At 64.8% G+C, this 19372-nt stretch carries 18 protein-coding genes and 1 riboswitch; of the genes, 16 read left to right on the forward strand and 2 right to left on the reverse strand.

The features are described from left to right. Positions 1–5: 5 nt before the first annotated feature. Positions 6–207, reverse strand: a riboswitch (cobalamin riboswitch). Between the two features lie 50 nt (positions 208–257). Further along, positions 258–1172 carry a DUF930 domain-containing protein gene (locus E6C48_RS01065; protein ID WP_136353101.1) on the reverse strand — a complete coding sequence of 305 codons (915 nt, stop codon included), beginning with the start codon at positions 1170–1172 and terminating at the stop codon, positions 258–260. 88 nt (positions 1173–1260) lie between these two features. Then, positions 1261–2484, reverse strand: a complete 1224-nt coding sequence (locus E6C48_RS01070; RefSeq protein ID WP_136353103.1) for a winged helix-turn-helix domain-containing protein — start codon at positions 2482–2484, stop codon at positions 1261–1263. Between the two features lie 335 nt (positions 2485–2819). On the opposite strand from E6C48_RS01070, the gene E6C48_RS01075 reads away from it, so the two are divergent. The 16 genes from E6C48_RS01075 (at position 2820) to E6C48_RS01150 (ending at position 19370) form a co-directional block, all read left to right on the forward strand. Then, positions 2820–3185: an NADH-quinone oxidoreductase subunit A gene (locus E6C48_RS01075; RefSeq protein WP_136353105.1), complete on the forward strand. Its 366-nt coding sequence runs from the start codon at positions 2820–2822 to the stop codon at positions 3183–3185. After that, the gene (locus tag E6C48_RS01080; RefSeq protein WP_136353107.1) at positions 3176–3757 is read left to right on the forward strand and encodes a NuoB/complex I 20 kDa subunit family protein; all 582 of its coding nucleotides are present in this window, start codon (positions 3176–3178) and stop codon (positions 3755–3757) included. The genes E6C48_RS01075 and E6C48_RS01080 overlap by 10 nt, the downstream gene beginning before the upstream one ends. A gap of 5 nt (positions 3758–3762) precedes the next feature. Continuing rightward, positions 3763–4368, forward strand: a complete 606-nt coding sequence (locus E6C48_RS01085; protein ID WP_136353109.1) for an NADH-quinone oxidoreductase subunit C — start codon at positions 3763–3765, stop codon at positions 4366–4368. Between the two features lie 8 nt (positions 4369–4376). Then, positions 4377–5567 carry an NADH-quinone oxidoreductase subunit D gene (locus E6C48_RS01090; RefSeq protein WP_136353111.1) on the forward strand — a complete coding sequence of 397 codons (1191 nt, stop codon included), beginning with the start codon at positions 4377–4379 and terminating at the stop codon, positions 5565–5567. Further along, positions 5568–6818 (forward strand): NADH-quinone oxidoreductase subunit E, encoded by a 1251-nt coding sequence (locus E6C48_RS01095; protein ID WP_136353113.1) that lies wholly within the window; start codon positions 5568–5570, stop codon positions 6816–6818. A 13-nt stretch (positions 6819–6831) separates the two neighbouring features. Then, the gene (gene nuoF, locus E6C48_RS01100) at positions 6832–8136 is read left to right on the forward strand and encodes an NADH-quinone oxidoreductase subunit NuoF (protein WP_136353115.1); all 1305 of its coding nucleotides are present in this window, start codon (positions 6832–6834) and stop codon (positions 8134–8136) included. A 7-nt stretch (positions 8137–8143) separates the two neighbouring features. Then, positions 8144–8797 carry an NADH-ubiquinone dehydrogenase gene (locus E6C48_RS01105; RefSeq protein ID WP_136353117.1) on the forward strand — a complete coding sequence of 218 codons (654 nt, stop codon included), beginning with the start codon at positions 8144–8146 and terminating at the stop codon, positions 8795–8797. 69 nt (positions 8798–8866) lie between these two features. Continuing rightward, on the forward strand, positions 8867–10948 hold the full coding sequence (nuoG, locus tag E6C48_RS01110; RefSeq protein ID WP_136353119.1) for an NADH-quinone oxidoreductase subunit NuoG: 2082 nt from the start codon (positions 8867–8869) through the stop codon (positions 10946–10948). An 18-nt stretch (positions 10949–10966) separates the two neighbouring features. Then, the gene (nuoH, locus tag E6C48_RS01115; RefSeq protein WP_136353121.1) at positions 10967–12013 is read left to right on the forward strand and encodes an NADH-quinone oxidoreductase subunit NuoH; all 1047 of its coding nucleotides are present in this window, start codon (positions 10967–10969) and stop codon (positions 12011–12013) included. Beyond that, on the forward strand, positions 12013–12504 hold the full coding sequence (nuoI, locus tag E6C48_RS01120) for an NADH-quinone oxidoreductase subunit NuoI (RefSeq protein ID WP_136353124.1): 492 nt from the start codon (positions 12013–12015) through the stop codon (positions 12502–12504). The genes nuoH and nuoI overlap by 1 nt, the downstream gene beginning before the upstream one ends. Positions 12505–12668: 164 nt before the next feature. Then, the gene (locus E6C48_RS01125) at positions 12669–13289 is read left to right on the forward strand and encodes an NADH-quinone oxidoreductase subunit J (RefSeq protein ID WP_136353126.1); all 621 of its coding nucleotides are present in this window, start codon (positions 12669–12671) and stop codon (positions 13287–13289) included. A 2-nt stretch (positions 13290–13291) separates the two neighbouring features. Continuing rightward, a complete protein-coding gene (gene nuoK, locus E6C48_RS01130) occupies positions 13292–13600 on the forward strand; it encodes an NADH-quinone oxidoreductase subunit NuoK (protein ID WP_136353127.1) in 309 nt (102 codons plus the stop codon). Between the two features lie 10 nt (positions 13601–13610). Beyond that, on the forward strand, positions 13611–15584 hold the full coding sequence (gene nuoL / locus E6C48_RS01135; protein ID WP_136353129.1) for an NADH-quinone oxidoreductase subunit L: 1974 nt from the start codon (positions 13611–13613) through the stop codon (positions 15582–15584). Then, a complete protein-coding gene (locus E6C48_RS01140; RefSeq protein ID WP_136353131.1) occupies positions 15584–17089 on the forward strand; it encodes an NADH-quinone oxidoreductase subunit M in 1506 nt (501 codons plus the stop codon). The genes nuoL and E6C48_RS01140 overlap by 1 nt, the downstream gene beginning before the upstream one ends. Positions 17090–17100: 11 nt before the next feature. Further along, positions 17101–18537, forward strand: a complete 1437-nt coding sequence (gene nuoN, locus E6C48_RS01145) for an NADH-quinone oxidoreductase subunit NuoN (RefSeq protein WP_136353133.1) — start codon at positions 17101–17103, stop codon at positions 18535–18537. A gap of 5 nt (positions 18538–18542) precedes the next feature. Next, positions 18543–19370: a biotin--[acetyl-CoA-carboxylase] ligase gene (locus tag E6C48_RS01150; protein ID WP_136353135.1), complete on the forward strand. Its 828-nt coding sequence runs from the start codon at positions 18543–18545 to the stop codon at positions 19368–19370. Positions 19371–19372 lie beyond the last annotated feature (2 nt).

Raw genomic sequence — 19372 nt, forward strand, 5'->3', positions numbered from 1 at the left:
CGGTCGGATTCTGCATTCGGACGGCAGGTCTCCTGGCTCGCGGGTCGCCGCCCTTGCCGCCTTCCCGGACAATTCCAGTGGCTTTCGGCGCGGGCTCGTCGCTCACAGTTGCGGGGACAGCCGCGGCTTTGGAACCTTGCGATCCCGCACCGCATTCCCTCTTAGCTTCTTCCTGTTGGGGAAGAAGACCATCCGATGCGGATTTAGGCCGTGGGCAAGCTGACTGTCAATGTCGGCTTCATCGGCGTGGACGGCTCTCATCGCGAGGGCAGGCCGCGCCGCTGCCATTCGCCGGGCGGGATCGGTTCTCCGATCCGGAAGGCGAAGGACACCACCTTCGTCGCGTCGGCGTCGACCTCGCAACGGTAGCTCAGGTCCCGCCATTGGCCGTTGGCGCGGAAGGCCACGCCCGGAACGTTGATCACGTTGCCGGATTCCAGCCGGGAGGACGGCAGGAGGTCGGCAAAGTAAGGCGGGACGTTGCGCAGTAACTGCTCGCGCAGTTCCGACACGCACAGCGTGGCTCCCCGCGCGCTGCGCGGCAGACCGCCTATCGCGGTCGTCGCCAATGCATTGCCGGTCGCCGACGGCGAGAACAGCTTTTTCGCCTGCCTGAGCTTTGGGGCGCCCGGCTTTTTGGCGGTCTCTTTCGGTCGCGCCGTCTCCGTTGGCCTCGCGGTCGGCGTTGCGGCCGCATCCGGCAGTGCAAGCTCGGATTCCGAGTCGTCGGCCTCTGTGTCTTCCTTTTCGGCCTCGGTCTGCTCGTCCGGCAGTTGTTGCGTATCCGAAGGCTTCGCTTCTTGCTCGGCGCTGTTTCCTTCGAGTGATTTTTTGGGACCGCTGTCCTTTTCGCCGTATTGGACGACAGGATTGAAGCTGGGGACCGGGCTTGGAGATGCCGGCGTTTCCTTTGCGGGAGGCGGCGGCGGTTCGGCTTTCTTTTCAGGTGGCTTTTCGGCATCCGGCCTCGGTGCGGGAGGCTCCGTCTTGGGCTTGGGGGGCTGTTCGGGCGGGGGAACGAGATCGACGCTGACCGACTGGTCCTTTTCCGGCTTCAGGAGGGAGTGCGGCAGTCCGAAAATCAGCAATGCGAGGATGACGAGATGCAGCCCGGCCGAAACGGGCAAGGCAAATCCTGAAAGCCAGCGCTGCTCTGGTCTGTCGTCCTGCATCGCGATCTATGTGGATCGGAATGGTGGCGGCACAATGTGCCGGCGGGCAAACGCAGCGCGTACAGGTTCAGGCGCCCGATGACAACAGTCAGGCCCTTTTGGCGACGGGTTGTCGGGCCAGATCCAGCAATGCCGGGCCAAGATCGCCGGCAGGCGTGATGTCCAGCCGTTCGAGGGCCAGCCAGCCTTGCATGCGCAGCAACTCCTCGAACAGGTGGGCAGCCGTATCGGCGGGCGCGGCCTCTTCCGCGTAGGCGGCGTGGACACGCAGCACGCTTGCCGGACGGTCGGCGCGCAGGTCGACGCGGGCAACGATCCGGTCGCCGAGCAGGAAGGGCAGCACGTAATAGCCGTACTGGCGCTTCTCGGCCGGCGTGTAGATCTCGATGCGGTAGCGGAAGCCGAACAGCGCCTCCGCGCGGGCGCGCTCGAAGACGACGGGATCGAAGGGGGCGAGCAAAGTGCGCGCTTCGATGCGGCGCGGCGTGCGCGCGTCCTTGTGCAGGAAGGCGGGCTTGTTCCAGCCTTCGACGCGCACCGGCTTGAGCGTGCCGTCCTCGACCAGTTCGTCCAGGGCCGTCTTCGTCTCCTCGGGGGCGAGGCGGAAATAGTCGCGCAGGCAGGCATAGGTGGCGACGCCATGGGCGCGGGCGGACATGGCGAGCAGTTCGCGATGGGCGTCGCGCGCCGATGGCACCGGCAGGTCGAGGACGGATTTCGGCAGGACCCGCTCGGGCAGGTCGTAGTAGCGCTCGAAGCCGCGCCGCGAATGGGTGGTGATGAGGCCAGCCCAGAACAGCCATTCGAAGGCCGCCTTGGCGTCGCTCCAGCCCCACCAGCCGCCCTTGCCCTTGTGGCCTTCGATGTCGGACGCCGGGATCGGGCCGCGCGTCTTCACCTCATTGTGAATGTCCTCGATGAAGGCGCGATTGCCGTTGGCCCATTCCGCAAGCCCCTTGTAGATTTCGGCAGGATCGTTGGCGCGCGCCCGTTCCATGCGCCATTGCAGCAGCGGCCAGGTTTCCACCGGCAACAGCGACGCTTCATGCGCCCAGTATTCGAACAGCAGCCGATTTCGGCCGACCGACGCATCGTCCAGCAGCGAAACGGGGTAGGGGCCGAGCCGCGAATAGAGCGGCATGTAATGCGCGCGCACCACGGCGGCGACGGAATCGATCTGGAACAGGCCGGTGCGCGCCAGCACGCGTTTGAGGTGCCGGCGGTCCGGTGTGATGCCCGGCCCGGCGTCGGCGAAACCCTGTGCGGCAAGCGCGATGCGGCGAGCCGCCGCGAGCGAGATTTTTTCCTTCATGCGTTCCGTTTTCCGGCCTGGCCGGCAGCCCGGTCGTCCATTGATTCCCATCATCCTAGCAGGCCGGCGGCAGTATTCGTGTCAGGAGAAAAAGTGGAGTAAAATACGAAGGAAATCAAACGGGAGCGGTTCGGCGCGGTTTTGCGTGATCTGCCGCGACGGCACGTAAATTTGGCCAATGTTTGACTTGCTTCGGGGGGATCGCTGCGCTAACCCTCGCCGCGTTGCAGCATGGACTTTTTAAAGCGGTTTAGCGGTGAAACGCCGCGCTTCCGGACCATCGTTTCGTGCTGTAGGTTTTTGCAGCGGAGTAACCGCGCAAGGAAAGTCGGAGCATGAACGCACTCATCGGCTCTTATCTGCCCGTCGTCATCTTCATAGCGGTGGCGATGGTCGTCGGTCTGGCACTGATCGTGGCGCCGTTCCTGATCGCCTACCGCAATCCCGACCCGGAGAAGCTGTCGGCCTACGAGTGCGGCTTCAATTCCTTCGACGACGCCCGCATGAAATTCGACATCCGCTTCTATCTGGTGTCGATCCTGTTCATCATCTTCGACCTCGAGGTCGCTTTCCTGTTTCCGTGGGCCGTGTCCTTCGGCGAGATCGGCATGCTCGGCTTCTGGTCGATGATGGTATTTTTGGCGGTGCTGACCATCGGCTTCGTCTATGAGTGGAAGAAGGGAGCGCTGGAATGGGATTGAACCCGAACCCCGGCACGCTCGTCGCCCCGCAGCCGAAGGGCATTCTTGATCCTGCCACCGGCAAGCCGGTCGGCTCGACCGATCCGTTCTTCGTCGAGGTCAACAACGAGTTGGCCGACAAGGGCTTCCTCGTCACCTCGCTCGATGCGCTGATCACCTGGGCGCGCACCGGCTCGCTGATGTACATGACGTTCGGCTTGGCCTGCTGCGCGGTGGAGATGATCCACAAGGCGATGCCGCGTTACGATTCCGAGCGCTTCGGCATCGCGCCGCGCGCCTCACCGCGCCAGTCCGACGTGATGATCGTCGCCGGCACCCTGACCAACAAGATGGCGCCGGCGCTGCGCAAGGTCTACGACCAGATGCCGGAGCCGCGCTACGTCATCTCGATGGGCTCGTGCGCCAACGGCGGCGGCTACTATCACTATTCCTATTCGGTGGTGCGCGGCTGCGACCGCATCGTGCCGGTGGATATTTACGTGCCCGGCTGCCCGCCGAGTGCGGAAGCGCTGCTCTATGGCCTTCTTCTTCTACAGAAGAAGATCCGCCGTACCGGCACGATCGAGCGGTGAGACCCATGAGCGAAGCTCTCAGCGGCCTGGCCGCCCACCTGCGCGAAAAGCTCGGCGAAGCCGTGCTCGACAGCGTGGTCGCCTATGGCGAGTTGACCGTGCAGGTCGCGCCGGCGGACATCGTCAAGGCGGCGACCTTCCTGCGCGACGACGCGAAGTGCCGCTTCGTGTCGATCATCGACGTTTCGGGCGCCGACTATCCTTACCGCGATCAGCGCTTCGACGTGGTCTACCACCTTTTGTCGCCGACCAAGAACCTGCGCATCCGCCTCAAGGTGCATGCCGACGAGGAGACGGTGGTGCCGTCGGTCACCGGCGTATGGCCGGGCGCCGACTGGTTCGAGCGCGAGACCTACGACCTCTACGGCGTGCTGTTCTCCGGCCATCCGGACCTGCGCCGCATCCTCACCGACTACGGCTTCGAGGGGCATCCGCTGCGCAAGGATTTCCCGCTCACCGGCTTTGTCGAGGTGCGCTACGACGACGAGGCCAAGCGGGTGATCTACGAGCCGGTGGAACTGAAGCAGGAATTCCGCAACTTCGACTTTTTGTCCCCGTGGGAAGGCACCGACTACGTGCTGCCGGGTGACGAGAAGGCCAAGACGAACTGAGGCGCGGCATGGCCGAAACATCGGTACGCAACTTCAACATCAATTTTGGACCTCAGCACCCTGCGGCGCATGGTGTTTTGCGCCTCGTGCTGGAGCTCGACGGCGAGGTTGTCGACCGCGTCGATCCGCATATCGGGCTGTTGCACCGCGGCACCGAGAAGCTGATGGAGGCCAAGACCTATCTGCAGGCGGTGCCCTATCTCGACCGGCTCGACTATTGCGCGCCGATGAACCAGGAGCACGCCTACTGCCTGGCCGTCGAGCGGCTTCTCGGCATCGAGGTGCCGAAGCGCGGGCAGCTGATCCGGGTGCTCTACTCCGAGATCGGCCGCATCATGAGCCATATCCTCAACGTGACGACGCAGGCCATGGACGTCGGTGCGCTGACGCCGCCGCTGTGGGGCTTCGTCGAGCGCGAGAAGCTGATGGTGTTCTATGAGCGCGCCTCGGGTTCGCGCATGCATGCGGCCTATTTCCGGCCGGGTGGCGTGCACCAGGACCTGCCGAAGCAGCTTCTGGAGGATATCGGCCGCTGGATCGACCCGTTCCTGAAATCGATCGACGACCTAGACGAGCTTCTGACGGAAAACCGCATTTTCAAGCAGCGCAACGCCGACATCGGCGTGGTGTCGCTGGCGGATGCCTGGGCCTGGGGGTTCTCGGGCGTGATGGTGCGCGGCTCGGGCGCGGCCTGGGACCTGCGGAAGTCGCAACCCTACGAATGCTATGCCGAGATGGATTTCGACGTTCCGATCGGCAAGAACGGCGACTGCTACGACCGCTATCTGATCCGCATGGAAGAGATGCGGCAGTCGGCGAAGATCATGCGCCAGTGCCTCGACCTGCTGCTCGGCAAGGAATCCACCGGGCCGGTGTCCAACATCGACGGCAAGGTCGTGCCGCCCAAGCGCGCGGCGATGAAGCGGTCGATGGAATCGCTGATCCATCACTTCAAGCTCTATACCGAGGGCTACCGCGTGCCGGCGGGCGAGGTCTATGCCGCCGTCGAGGCGCCGAAGGGCGAGTTCGGCGTCTATCTGGTGGCCGACGGCACCAACAAGCCGTACCGCGTGAAGCTGCGGGCGCCGGGCTTCGCCCATCTGCAGGCGATGGATTTCCTGTGCCGCGGCCACATGCTGGCCGACGTTACCGCCGTGCTCGGCTCCCTCGATATCGTTTTCGGTGAGGTTGACCGCTAAATGTCCGTACGTCGTCTCGCAGAAGCCAGCGTCCAGCCCGCCAGCTTCGCCTTCAACAAGGCGAACACGGCGGCGGCGAAGAAGTGGATCGCCAAGTATCCGAAGGGCCGGCAGCAGTCGGCGATCATCCCGCTCCTGATGCTGGCGCAGGAGCAGGAAGGCTGGGTCACGAAGGCTGCGATCGAGTCCGTCTGCGACATGCTCGACATGCCCTATATCCGCGGGCTCGAGGTTGCGACCTTCTATACGCAGTATCAGTTGAAGCCGGTCGGCACGCGCGCGCATATCCAGGTCTGCGGCACGACGCCCTGCATGCTGCGCGGTGCCGGCGAGTTGATGGACGTGTGCAGGTCCAAGATCCATCACGAGCAGTTCCACACCAATGCCGCCGGCACGCTGTCGTGGGAGGAGGTCGAATGCCTCGGCGCCTGCGTGAACGCGCCGATGGTCATGGTGTTCAAGGACACCTACGAGGATTTGACGCCCGAGCGCCTGGCCGAGATCATCGACGCCTTCGAGGCGGGCAAGGGCGCGTCCGTCAAGCCCGGCCCGCAGGTCGACCGCTTCTATTCCGCGCCGGCCGGCGGCTTCATCGCGCTGAAGGACGAGAAGGCGGTGCTGAAGGCGACGCGCGACAAGCAGGCCAAGGCGGCTGCGAAAGCTGCCGAAGTGCCACCGTCGAACGCGGCCAAGCCCTCTACCGACAAGGCCGAGACGAACCCTTCGCTAAAGGCGCCCGCCAAGCCGAAGCCGAAACCCGCCGCCGAGGCGATTTCGCCGGCACCGGCCTTCGACAAGAAGAAGGCGGACCAGGCCGAGCCGGCGGTGGAAGCGGTGAAGGGCAAGCAGCGCACGCGGCCGATCCCGCCGCAAGGCGCGGCGAGTGCCTACAAGGCGCCGGAAATGCTGAAGGGCGAGCCGATCGGTGTGGCCGGCAAGGTCGTCGCCAAGCCGGCGAAGCCGTCGCTGGAGGACAAGAACCGTCCCAAGGGCATCGAAAAGCCGGTGGCCGTCGATGATCTCCAGCTGATCTCCGGCGTCGGGCCGAAGAACGAGAAGATCCTGCACGATCTCGGCATCTTCACCTTCGCGCAGGTGGCTGCGTGGAAGAAGGCCGAGCGTGAGTGGGTCGACGCATACCTGAATTTCCACGGCCGCATTGAGCGCGAGGATTGGACCAAGCAGGCCAAGGCGCTCGCCAAGGGCGGCGTGGCCGAATACATCCGCGTCTTCGGCAAGAAGCCGGTCTGAGGAGCGAGAAACGATGCTTGCAGACAAGGATCGCATCTTCACCAACATCTATGGCCGCTTCGACAAGTCGTTGCAGGGCGCGATAGCGCGCGGCTGCTGGGACGGCACCAAGGGCATCATCGACAAGGGCCGCGACTGGATCATCAACGAGATGAAGGCGTCCGGCTTGCGCGGGCGCGGCGGCGCCGGTTTCCCGACCGGGCTGAAATGGTCGTTCATGCCCAAGCAGAGCGACGGACGCCCGAGCTACCTGGTCGTCAACGCCGACGAGTCGGAGCCCGGAACCTGCAAGGATCGCGACATCATGCGTCACGATCCTCACACGCTGGTCGAAGGCTGCCTGCTGGCCGGTTTCGCCATGGGCGCGGTGGCGGCCTACATCTATGTGCGCGGCGAGTTTATCCGCGAGCGCGAGGCTTTGCAGCGCGCCATCGACGAGGCCTATGACGCCCGCCTGATCGGCAAGAACAACGTCAACGGCTACGATTTCGAGATCTACGTCCATCATGGCGCCGGCGCCTATATCTGCGGCGAGGAAACCGCGCTGCTGGAAAGCCTTGAAGGCAAGAAGGGCCAGCCGCGGCTGAAGCCGCCGTTCCCGGCCAATGTCGGCCTCTACGGCTGCCCGACGACGGTCAACAACGTCGAGTCCATCGCCGTCGCCCCGACCATCCTGCGCCGGGGCGCGGCCTGGTTCTCCTCCATCGGACGACCGAACAATGTGGGGACAAAACTGTTCATGCTGGTCGGCCACGTCAACACGCCCTGCGTGGTGGAAGAGGCGATGGGCACGACCTTCCGCGAGCTGGTGGAGAAGCACGGCGGCGGCGTTCGCGGCGGCTGGGACAACCTGCTCGCCGTCATTCCCGGCGGCGCCTCCTGCCCGGTCGTGAAAGGTCCTGATATCCTGGACGCTCCGATGGATTTCGACGGCATGCGCGAGCTGAAGTCTTCCTTCGGCACGGCGGCGATGATCATCATGGACAAGTCGACCGACATCGTGAAGGCGATCGCGCGGCTGTCCTATTTCTTCAAGCACGAAAGCTGCGGCCAGTGCACGCCGTGCCGCGAGGGCACCGGCTGGATGTGGCGCGTCATGGAGCGGCTGGTGCGCGGCGAGGCGCAGAAGCGCGAGATCGACATGCTGCTTGACGTCACCAAGCAGATCGAGGGCCACACCATCTGCGCGCTGGGCGACGCGGCGGCGTGGCCGATCCAGGGCCTGATCCGGAATTTCCGCCCGGAGATCGAGCGGCGTATCGACGAGTTCACGCGCAACGCCCACAACGTCCAGCCCGTGCTGGCGGCGGCGGAGTGAGAGAGCCATGAGCAAGCCCAACAGGAAGGAGATGCCGCAGGAGATGGCCAGCGCCGTCAACCTGATGGCGCATCCGCTGGCGGGTGCGGCGGCGCTGTCGGCCATCGGTTTCGGCGTCGCCAGCCAGGCGCTCGGCATGTGGGTCGGTGCGGTTGCCGGCGCCACCGAAGCGTCCGGGCGACTGTTGCAGGCGGCCTTCGAGGACAATGCGAAGGCGGAGCGGTCGGTGGCCGCGGCCAAAGTCAGGGCGCGTGCGAAAAGCGTGATGGAACAGGCGCAGACCGTCGCCCGCGAGGTCAACCAGGTGGCCACTCGCACGGTGGTCGAACAGGCTACCGTCGACAGCGCGGCAAAGCCGGTCGCCGTGGCGCCGAAGCCGGTTTCCGTTGCCGCACCGCAGGCGGTTGTGCCGGCGAAGCGCAAGCAGCCGAAGGCGATCGCGAAGCCTGAGATACCGGACGACCTGAAGGCGATTTCCGGCATCGGCCCGAAGCTGGAGCAGGTGCTGAACGGGCTGGGTATCTGGACCTATCGGCAGGTCGCGGCATGGTCCGGGCAGGAGATCGCCTGGGTGGACGAGCACCTGGGCTTCAACGGCCGGATCGGGCGTGACGACTGGACGGGGCAGGCCGCCGATCTGGCGGGCCGCGCCACGGGATGATGAACGAGATACGGGCGGTTTCGGCCGCTTTCGGACAAGAGTTGCGGTTTTCCGCAGGGGTTTAGGCGAATGGCAAAGCTAAAGGTCGACGGGAAAGAGATCGAAGTCCCCGATCACTACACGCTGTTGCAGGCGGCGGAGGCAGCCGGCGCGGAAGTGCCGCGCTTCTGCTTCCACGAGCGGCTGTCGATCGCCGGCAACTGCCGCATGTGCCTGGTCGAGGTGAAGGGCGGCCCGCCGAAGCCGCAGGCATCGTGTGCCATGGGCGTGCGCGACCTGCGCCCTGGCCCGAACGGCGAGCCGCCGGAGATGTTCACCAACTCGCCGATGGTGAAGAAGGCGCGCGAAGGGGTGATGGAGTTCCTGCTCATCAACCATCCGCTCGATTGCCCGATCTGTGACCAGGGCGGCGAATGCGACCTGCAGGACCAGGCGATGGCCTTCGGCGTCGATTCCTCGCGCTTCCACGAGAACAAGCGCGCCGTCGAGGACAAGTATATCGGCCCGCTGGTCAAGACGATCATGACGCGCTGCATCCACTGCACGCGCTGCGTCCGCTTTACCACGGAAGTCGCCGGCATTTCCGAGCTTGGCCTGATCGGCCGCGGCGAGGATGCCGAGATCACCACCTATCTCGAACAGGCGATGACGTCGGAGCTCCAGGGCAACGTCATCGACCTCTGCCCGGTCGGCGCGCTGACGTCGAAGCCGTTCGCCTTCACGGCGCGGCCGTGGGAGCTGAACAAGACCGAATCCATCGACGTGATGGACGCGGTCGGCTCGGCCATCCGCGTCGATACACGTGGCCGCGAGGTCATGCGCGTCATGCCGCGCAACAACGACCAGGTGAACGAGGAGTGGATCTCGGACAAGACGCGCTTCATCTGGGACGGCTTGCGCACGCAGCGCCTCGACCGGCCCTATGTGCGCAAGGGCGGCAAGCTCGCGCCGGCAAGCTGGAGCGAAGCCTTCGCCGCGATCAAGGATGCGGTCGGCAAGGCCGCGCCTGAGAAGATCGGCGCCATCGCCGGCGACCTCGCGGCCGTCGAGGAAATGTATGCGCTGAAGCTGCTGGTTTCCTCGCTGGGTTCGGCCAACGTCGACTGCCGGCAGGATGGTGCGGCGCTGGATCCGGCGCTGGGTCGTGGCAGCTACATCTTCAATTCCACCATCGAGGGCATCGAGCAGGCGGACGCCATCCTCATCGTCGGCGCAAATCCGCGTTTCGAGGCCTCGGTGCTGAACGCGCGCATCCGCAAACGCTTCCGCGCCGGCCCGCTGCCGATCGGCGTGATCGGCGAGATGGGCGACCTGCGCTACGATTACGAGGCGCTGGGCGCCGGACCGGAGACGCTGAAGGATCTCGCCGGCGGCAATGGCAAGTTCTTCGATAAGCTGAAGAAGGCCGAAAGGCCGCTCGTCATCGTCGGGCAAGGGGCACTCGGGCGGTCGGACGGCGCGGCCGTTCTCGGGCTGGCGGCGAAGCTTGCCTCTGCGGTCGGCGCGATCAAGGACGGCTGGAACGGTTTTGCCGTGCTGCATAACGCGGCGGCGCGCGTCGGCGGCCTCGACATCGGCTTCGTGCCGGGCGAGGGCGGCAAGGATGTAGCCGGCATGACGGCCGACAGCGACGTGCTGTTCCTGCTCGGCGCCGACGAACTGGACATGAGCAAGGTCTCTGCCGGCTGCGTCGTCTATATCGGCACGCATGGCGATGCCGGCGCGCATCGCGCCGACGTCATCCTGCCGGCCTCGGCCTATACCGAGAAGTCGGGCACCTACGTCAACACGGAAGGGCGCGTGCAGATGACCAACCGCGCCGGCTTCGCGCCGGGCGAGGCGCGCGAGGACTGGGCGATCATCCGCGCGCTGTCGGACGTGCTGGGCAAGAAGCTGCCGTTCGATTCGCTGGCGCAGTTGCGCGCCAAGCTCTACGGCGAGGTTCCGCATCTGGCCCGCATCGACCGGATCGAGGCCGGAAGCGCCGACGACGTGGCGAAGGCTGCGAAGCTCGGCGGGCGGTTGGCCAAGGGCCCATTCGTGTCGCCGGTGCGCGACTTCTACCTCACCAACCCGATCGCGCGGGCATCCGCGGTGATGGCGGAGTGCTCGGCTCTCGCCAGGGGCGGCTTCAAACAGGCGGCGGAATAGGGCAGGCGGCGGAATAAGATGGAAGATTTCTTCGCAACTTACGTGCTGCCGGCGCTGATCATCCTGATCAAGTCCGTCGCGCTGATCGTCATCCTCCTGATCGGCGTCGCCTACATCCTCTACGCCGACCGCAAGATCTGGGCGGCGGTGCAGTTGCGCCGCGGCCCCAACGTGGTCGGGCCGTGGGGCGCGTTCCAGGCTTTCGCCGACCTGTTCAAGTTCGTCTTCAAGGAGCCGGTCATCCCGTCGGGCGCCAACAAGGGCGTGTTCCTGCTGGCGCCGCTGGTGTCGGCGGTGCTGGCGATCTCGGCCTGGGCGGTCATTCCCGTCAGCGAGAACTGGGCGATCGCCAACATCAATGTCGGCATCCTCTACGTATTCGCCATCTCCTCGCTCGAGGTCTACGGCGTCATCATGGGCGGCTGGGCGTCGAACTCGAAATATCCGTTCCTCGGCGCGCTGCGCTCGGCGGCGCAGATGGTCTCCTACGAAGTCTCGATCGGCTTCGTCATCGTCACCGTGCTTTTGTGCGTCGGCTCGCTCAACCTGTCCGACATCGTGCTGTCGCAGAAGGACGGGCTGGGCACGCATCTCGGCCTGCCGGTCAACACGCTGCTCGACTGGCACTGGCTCGGCCTGTTCCCGATGTTCATCATCTTCATGATCTCGGGCATGGCGGAGACCAACCGCCCGCCCTTCGACCTGGTCGAGGCCGAATCGGAACTCGTCGCCGGCCACATGGTCGAATATTCCTCGACGCCGTTCCTGCTGTTCTTCCTCGGCGAATACGTCGCGGTGGTGCTGATGTGCGCGCTGACCACCATCCTGTTCCTCGGCGGCTGGCTGCCGCCGGTGGATGTGGCGCCCTTCACCTGGGTGCCGGGGGTGATCTGGTTCGTGCTCAAGCTGTGCTTCGTCTTCTTCATCTTCTCGATGGCGAAGGCGGTGCTGCCGCGCTACCGCTACGACCAGCTGATGCGGCTGGGCTGGAAGGTCTTCCTGCCGATCTCGCTGTTCATGGTCGTGGCCACCGCCGCCTTCCTCAAGCTTACGGGACTTGCCTGATGGGTGTTCTGTCACAAGCCGCCAAGTCGCTCCTGCTCAAGGACATCGTCATCGGCTACGTGCTGGGCGTGCGCCAGTTCCTGGCGCCGAAGGAGACGATCAACTATCCGCACGAGAAGGGGCCGATCAGCCCGCGCTTCCGTGGCGAGCATGCGCTGCGCCGCTATCCCAACGGCGAGGAACGCTGCATCGCCTGCAAGCTGTGCGAGGCGATCTGCCCGGCGCAGGCCATCACCATCGAGGCCGGCCCGCGCCGCAACGACGGCACGCGCCGCACCGTGCGCTACGACATCGACATGGTGAAGTGCATCTATTGCGGCTTCTGCCAGGAAGCCTGCCCGGTGGACGCCATCGTCGAAGGCCCGAATTTCGAGTTCGCGACGGAAACGCGCGAGGAACTCTATTACGACAAGGACAAGCTGCTCGCCAACGGCGACCGGTGGGAGCGCGAGATCGCGCGCAACATGGAACTGGACGCGCCGTACAGGTGATCGGTTCTCCTCGCCCATAGGCGGGGAGAAGTGCAATGGAAACATGGACGTGTCGCAACGGCTCGTCTAAGGAACACGCGATTTCGCCCGGAGGCGGGACGGAGTCGGACGGGACCGGATGCCGAAGCGCCTGGTCCGTCACAAAAGGAACCGGGGACAGACCCATGTTGAACGGACTAGAGGCAGCCTTCTTCTACCTCTTTGCCTTCATCGCGGTGGCGGCGGCCTTCATGGTCATCTCCTCGCGCAATCCTGTGCATTCGGTGCTGTTCCTCATCCTCACCTTCTTCAACGCCGCGGGGCTGTTCCTGCTCACCGGCGCCGAGTTCCTGGCGATGATCCTGCTGGTCGTCTACGTCGGCGCGGTGATGGTGCTGTTCCTGTTCGTCGTCATGATGCTCGACGTCGACTTCGCCGAACTGAAAAGCGGCGCGCTGCAATATGCGCCGATCGGCGCGCTGGTCGGGCTGATCCTGGTCGGTGAACTGCTGGTGGTCGTCGGCGGCTACACCTTCGCGCCGGAATTGGCAGCGACGGCGGCGCATCCGATCCCGGACCTTCTGGCGCGCTCCAACACGGCGGCCCTCGGCGACATCATCTACACGGACTATCTCTATTACTTCCAGATTTGCGGCATGGTGCTGCTGGTGGCGATGATCGGGGCCATCGTGCTGACGCTGCGTCACAAGCCGAACGTCAAGCGGCAGTCGATCGCGGAACAGGTTTCCCGCACGCCGGCCACGGCAATCGAAATCCGCAAGGTCAAGACGGGCGAGGGGATCTGAAGATGGTTGTCGGCATCGCGCATTTCCTCACCGTCTCGGCGATCCTGTTCACGCTCGGCGTGTTCGGCATCTTCCTGAACCGCAAGAACGTCATCGTCATGCTGATGTCGATCGAGCTGATCCTGCTGTCGGTCAACATCAACTTCGTCGCCTTCTCGGCGGCGCTCGGCGATCTCGTCGGCCAGGTCTTCACGCTGTTCGTGCTGACGGTGGCGGCGGCGGAAGCGGCGATCGGGCTCGCCATCCTGGTGGTGTTCTTCCGCAACCGCGGCACCATCGCGGTCGAAGACGTGAACATGATGAAGGGCTGAGGGACGTTTCATGTATCAGGCCATCGTCTTCCTTCCCCTCATCGGCTTCCTGGTCGTCGGGCTGTTCGGCAATTCGCTGGGTGCCAAGGCGTCGGAGTTCATAACCTCCGGCCTGCTGGTCATATCGGCGGTGCTGTCGTGGGTCGCCTTCTTCACCGTGGCTTTCGGTGACGGCGAGGTCTTCACCGTGCCGGTGCTGCGCTGGATCCAGTCCGGCGGCATCGACACGTCGTGGGCGCTGCGCATCGACACGCTGACGGCGGTGATGCTGGTGGTGGTCAACACCGTGTCGTCGCTGGTGCACATCTATTCCATCGGCTACATGCACCACGATCCGAACCGGCCGCGCTTCTTCGCCTACCTTTCGCTGTTCACCTTCGCCATGCTGATGCTGGTGACGGCCGACAACCTGATCCAGATGTTCTTCGGCTGGGAGGGCGTCGGCCTGGCGTCCTACCTGCTGATCGGCTTCTGGTACAAGAAGCCGTCGGCCAACGCCGCCGCGATCAAGGCCTTCGTCGTCAACCGCGTCGGCGACTTCGGCTTCATCCTCGGCATCTTCGGCGTGTTCGTGCTGTTCGGCTCGGTCAACCTCACCACCATCTTCGCCAATGCCGCGAGCTATCTCCCGGCCGAGGGCGCTCCGGAAGGGGCGGCGGTGCTGACCTTCCTAGGCTATGCGCTGGACAAGGGTGCGGCGATGACGGTCGTGTGCCTGCTCCTGTTCATGGGCGCCATGGGCAAGTCGGCGCAGGTGCCGCTGCACACCTGGCTGCCGGACGCCATGGAAGGCCCGACGCCTGTTTCGGCGCTGATCCACGCCGCCACCATGGTGACGGCCGGCGTGTTCATGCTGGCGCGCCTGTCGCCGCTGTTCGAGCTGTCGCATACGGCGCTGACGGTCGTCACCTTCATCGGCGCCATCACCGCCTTCTTCGCCGCCACCGTCGGCCTGGTGCAGAACGACATCAAGCGTGTCATCGCCTATTCGACCTGCTCGCAGCTGGGCTACATGTTCGTGGCGCTCGGCGTCGGCGCCTATGGCGCGGCGATCTTCCACCTGTTCACGCACGCCTTCTTCAAGGCGCTCTTGTTCCTCGGCTCCGGCTCGGTCATCCACGCCATGTCGGACGAGCAGGACATGCGCAAGATGGGCGGCATCCGCAAGCTGATCCCCAACACCTACTGGATGATGGTGATCGGCACGCTGGCGCTGACCGGCGTCGGCATCCCGATGACGCTGGTGGGCTTCGCCGGCTTCTTCTCCAAGGACGCGATCATCGAGGCCTCGTTCGTCGGCGAGAACGCCGTTGCGACCTTCGCCTTCGTGCTGCTGGTCATCGGCGCCGCCTTCACCTCCTTCTATTCCTGGCGCCTGATCTTCATGACCTTCCATGGCGAGCCGCGCGCCAGCCACGAGGTGATGCACCATGTGCATGAATCGCCGCCGGTGATGCTGGTGCCGCTCTACGTGCTGGCCGCCGGCGCGATCTTCGCGGGCGTGCTGTTCTCCACCTATTTCGTCGGCGAGGGCTACGAGCACTTCTGGAAGGCGGCGCTGTTCACGGGGCCTGACAACCATGTGCTGCACGAGATGCACGGCGTGCCGCTGTGGGTGAAGCTGGCCCCGATCGTCGTCACCGTTCTCGGTTTCCTGGTCGCCTGGCAGTTCTACATCCGCAAGCCGGCGCTGCCTGCCGAAGTGGCGGGGCGTCATCGCGGCCTCTACGCCTTCCTGCTCAACAAATGGTATTTCGACGAGGTCTACGACTTCCTGTTCGTGCGCTTCGCCAAGTGGCTCGGCTACACGCTGTGGAAGAAGGGCGACGGCGCAGTGATTGACGGCCTCGGCCCCGACGGCGTGTCGGCGCGTGTCATCGACGTCACCAACCGCGTGGTCAAGCTGCAGACCGGCTATCTCTACCACTACGCCTTCGCCATGCTGATCGGCGTTGCCGCTCTCGTCACCTGGATGATGCTCTGATGACCGACTGGCCAATCCTTTCAACGGTCACGTTCCTGCCGCTGGTCGGCGTGCTGCTCATCCTGTTCGTGCGGGACGAGAGCGAGAATGCGCGCAGAAACATCCGCATGATCGCGCTGTGGACGACGATCATCACCTTCGTCATCTCGATCTTCATCTGGACCGGTTTCGACAATTCGCAGGCCGGCTTCCAGTTCGTCGAGAAGCACGGCTGGCTGGATTCGGGCATTTCCTACCACATGGGCGTCGACGGCATCTCGATGCTGTTCGTCATCCTCACCACCTTCCTGATGCCGCTGTGCATCCTCGCCTCGTGGGAATCGATCCAGAAGCGGGTGAAGGCCTACATGATCGCCTTCCTCGTCCTCGAGACGCTGATGATCGGCGTGTTCTGCGCGCTCGACATCGTTTTGTTCTACGTCTTCTTCGAGGCCGGCCTGATCCCGATGTTCATCATCATCGGCGTGTGGGGCGGCAAGCGGCGTGTCTACGCCTCGTTCAAGTTCTTCCTCTACACGCTGCTCGGCTCGGTGCTGATGCTGCTCGCCATCATGGCGATGTTCTTCCAGTCCGGCACGACCGACATCCCGACGTTGCTGGCGCACGATTTCCCGGCCTCGATGCAGACATGGCTGTGGCTGGCCTTCTTCGCCTCATTCGCGGTCAAGATGCCGATGTGGCCGGTGCATACCTGGCTGCCGGACGCGCACGTCGAGGCGCCGACGGCGGGCTCGGTCATCCTGGCCGGCATCCTGTTGAAGATGGGCGGCTACGGCTTCCTGCGCTTCTCGCTGCCGATGTTCCCGGACGCCTCCGCCTATTTCGCCCCCTTCGTCTTCACGCTGTCGGTCGTCGCCATCATCTACACCTCGCTGGTGGCGCTGATGCAGGAGGACATGAAGAAGCTGATCGCCTATTCCTCCGTCGCCCATATGGGCTTCGTGACGATGGGCATCTTCGCCATGAACCAGGAGGGCATCCAGGGTTCGCTGTTCCAGATGCTGTCGCACGGCCTCGTCTCGGGCGCGCTGTTCCTGTGCGTCGGCGTCATTTACGACCGGCTGCACACGCGCGAGATCGATGCCTATGGCGGGCTGGTCAACAACATGCCGAAATACGCCGTCGTCTTCCTGATCTTCACCATGGCCAATGTCGGCCTGCCGGGCACCTCCGGCTTCGTCGGCGAATTCCTGACGATGCTCGGCGCCTTCCGGGCCAACACCTGGGTGGCCGTCTTCGCCGCCACCGGCGTCATCCTGTCGGCCGCCTATGCTCTGTGGCTCTACCGCAAGATCATCTTCGGCGCGCTGGTCAAGGACAGCCTGAAGGCCATGCTCGACCTGTCGACGCGCGAGAAGGCGATCCTCTATCCGCTGGTCGTTCTGATCATCTTCTTCGGCGTCTATCCCGCACCGGTGTTCGATGCGACCGCCCAGTCGGTCAAGGCACTCGTCACCGACGTCACCGCTTCCATCGGCTCCGCGCAGACCGCGGCGGCGAACTGATCGAGAGAACCATGACGCCGGACCTTTATTCCAGCCTTTCGCTCTCCACGCCGGAACTGATCCTCGCGGTCGGCGCCATGGTGCTCTTGATGATCGGCGCCTATTCGCGCGAGGGTGCCAGCACACTCGTCACCGGCCTCGCCGTGGTCGTGCTCGCCATCGCCGGCGGCTGGATGCTTCTGTCGGGCGCGCGCGGCAGCGCCTATGGCGGCGCCTACGTGCAGGACGACTTCGCCCTGTTCATGAAGACGGTGACGCTGCTCGGCTCGGCGGTGACGCTGGTCATGTCGGCGGGCTACGCCAAGGCGCAGCGCTACGCCAGTTTCGAGTATCCGGTGCTGGTGACGCTGTCGACGCTCGGCATGATGCTGATGATCTCGGCCAACAGCACGATCTCGCTCTATCTCGGTTTCGAGTTGCAATCGTTGGCGCTCTATGTCGTGGCCGCGATCAATCGCGAGAGCGCCCGCTCCAGCGAGGCGGGCCTGAAGTACTTCGTGCTCGGCGCGCTCGGCACCGGCATGATGCTCTACGGCATCTCGCTCACCTACGGCTATACGGGCAGCGTCGACTTCAGCAAGATCGCGGCCGCCGTCAGCGGCTCCGAGCGTCAGCTCGGCGTGCTGTTCGGGCTGGTCTTCATCCTCGCCGGCCTGACCTTCAAGATCTCGGCCGTGCCGTTCCATATGTGGACGCCGGACGTCTATGAGGGCGCGCCGACGCCGGTGACGGCCTTCTTCGCCGTGGCGCCGAAGGTGGCGACGATGGCGCTGATCCTGCGCGTGACGATGGACGCGTTCCATCCGGCCGCCGCCGACTGGCAGCAGGTCATCGTCTTCATCTCCATCGCCTCGATGGCGCTTGGTTCCTTCGCGGCGATCGGCCAGCGCAACTTCAAACGGCTGATGGCCTATTCCTCCATCGGCCATATGGGCTTCTGCCTCGTCGGGCTGGCGGCCAACAGCCAGGAGGGCGTGCGCGGCGTCGCCATCTACATGCTGATCTACGTCGCCATGACGCTGGGCACCTTCGCCTTCATCCTCGCCATGCGCCGCAACGACCAGCAGGTCGAGAGCATCGACGACCTTTCCGGCATCGCCGGCACCAATCCGGTGATGGCGACGATCCTGACCATCCTTCTGTTCTCACTGGCCGGCATTCCGCCGCTCGCCGGCTTCTGGGCGAAGTGGTACGTCTTCCTTGCCGCCATCAATGCCGGGCTCTATCCGCTCGCCATCATCGGCGTGCTGACCTCTGTTGTGGCGGCGTTCTACTATCTGCGCATCATCAAGATCATGTGGTTCGACGAGCCGGCCGGCGGCTTCCAGCCGATGGCGGGTGAACTGCGCGTGATCCTCGGCCTGTCCGGCGCATTCGTGCTGTTCTACGTGCTGATCGGCGGCCCCATCGCCGGCTATGCCGAGGCTGCGGCGAAGACGTTCTTCTAGAGCGGATGGCCGGCTTCACGCTCGCGCCCACGGCTGCCGCCGAGGGCTTTCGCCTCGAAGCCCATGAGGTGGTCGGCTCGACCAACGCGCTGGCACTGGACCATGCGCGGGCCGGTGACCCTGGCCGGCTGTGGATCGTGTCGAAACGCCAGGAAAGCGGGCGCGGCCGGCGCGGCCGTGTCTGGGCGACGCCGCAGGGCAATCTCGCCGCGACGCTTCTCGTCGTCATCGACGGCGACCTCAAGAGTGCGGCTACGCTCGGTTTCGTCGCCGGGCTGGCGCTGGCCGATGCGTTGGACGCGGTCGTGCCGGGAGGCCGTATAGCAGTCGGTCTGGATGGTGCCGGTTCCGGCCGTAACCGCTTCGAGTTGAAATGGCCGAACGACGTGCTCGCTTCCGGCGCCAAGCTCGCGGGCATCCTGCTGGAATCCGCGCTTCTCGGGGAAGGCCGCTTCGCGGTTGCCGTCGGCATCGGCGTCAATGTCGTGGCGCATCCTGATGACCTGCCTTATCCCGCGACGTCGCTCGCCGCACTCGGCTCATCCTGCGACGCCGAAACGCTGTTCCTGGCGCTGTCGGATGCCTGGAGCGTGAACGCCCGGCTATGGGACAGCGGGCATGGTTTGTCGGCGATCCGGCGCCGCTGGCTCGAGCGCGCGGCGGGGCTTGGCGGCGAGGTTGCTGTCAGGATTGACGGCAATGTGGTGCGGGGAACGTTCGAGACCATTGACGAGGACTGCCGTTTCGTGATCCGCGATGAAAGCGGCGCGCGGCGGACCATCGCCGCCGGCGACGTGCATTTCGGTGCGGTCGCGAGTGCCGGCGCAATCTGAAC

The organism is Ollibium composti, assembly GCF_004801285.1.
GTDB lineage: Bacteria > Pseudomonadota > Alphaproteobacteria > Rhizobiales > Rhizobiaceae > Mesorhizobium > Mesorhizobium composti.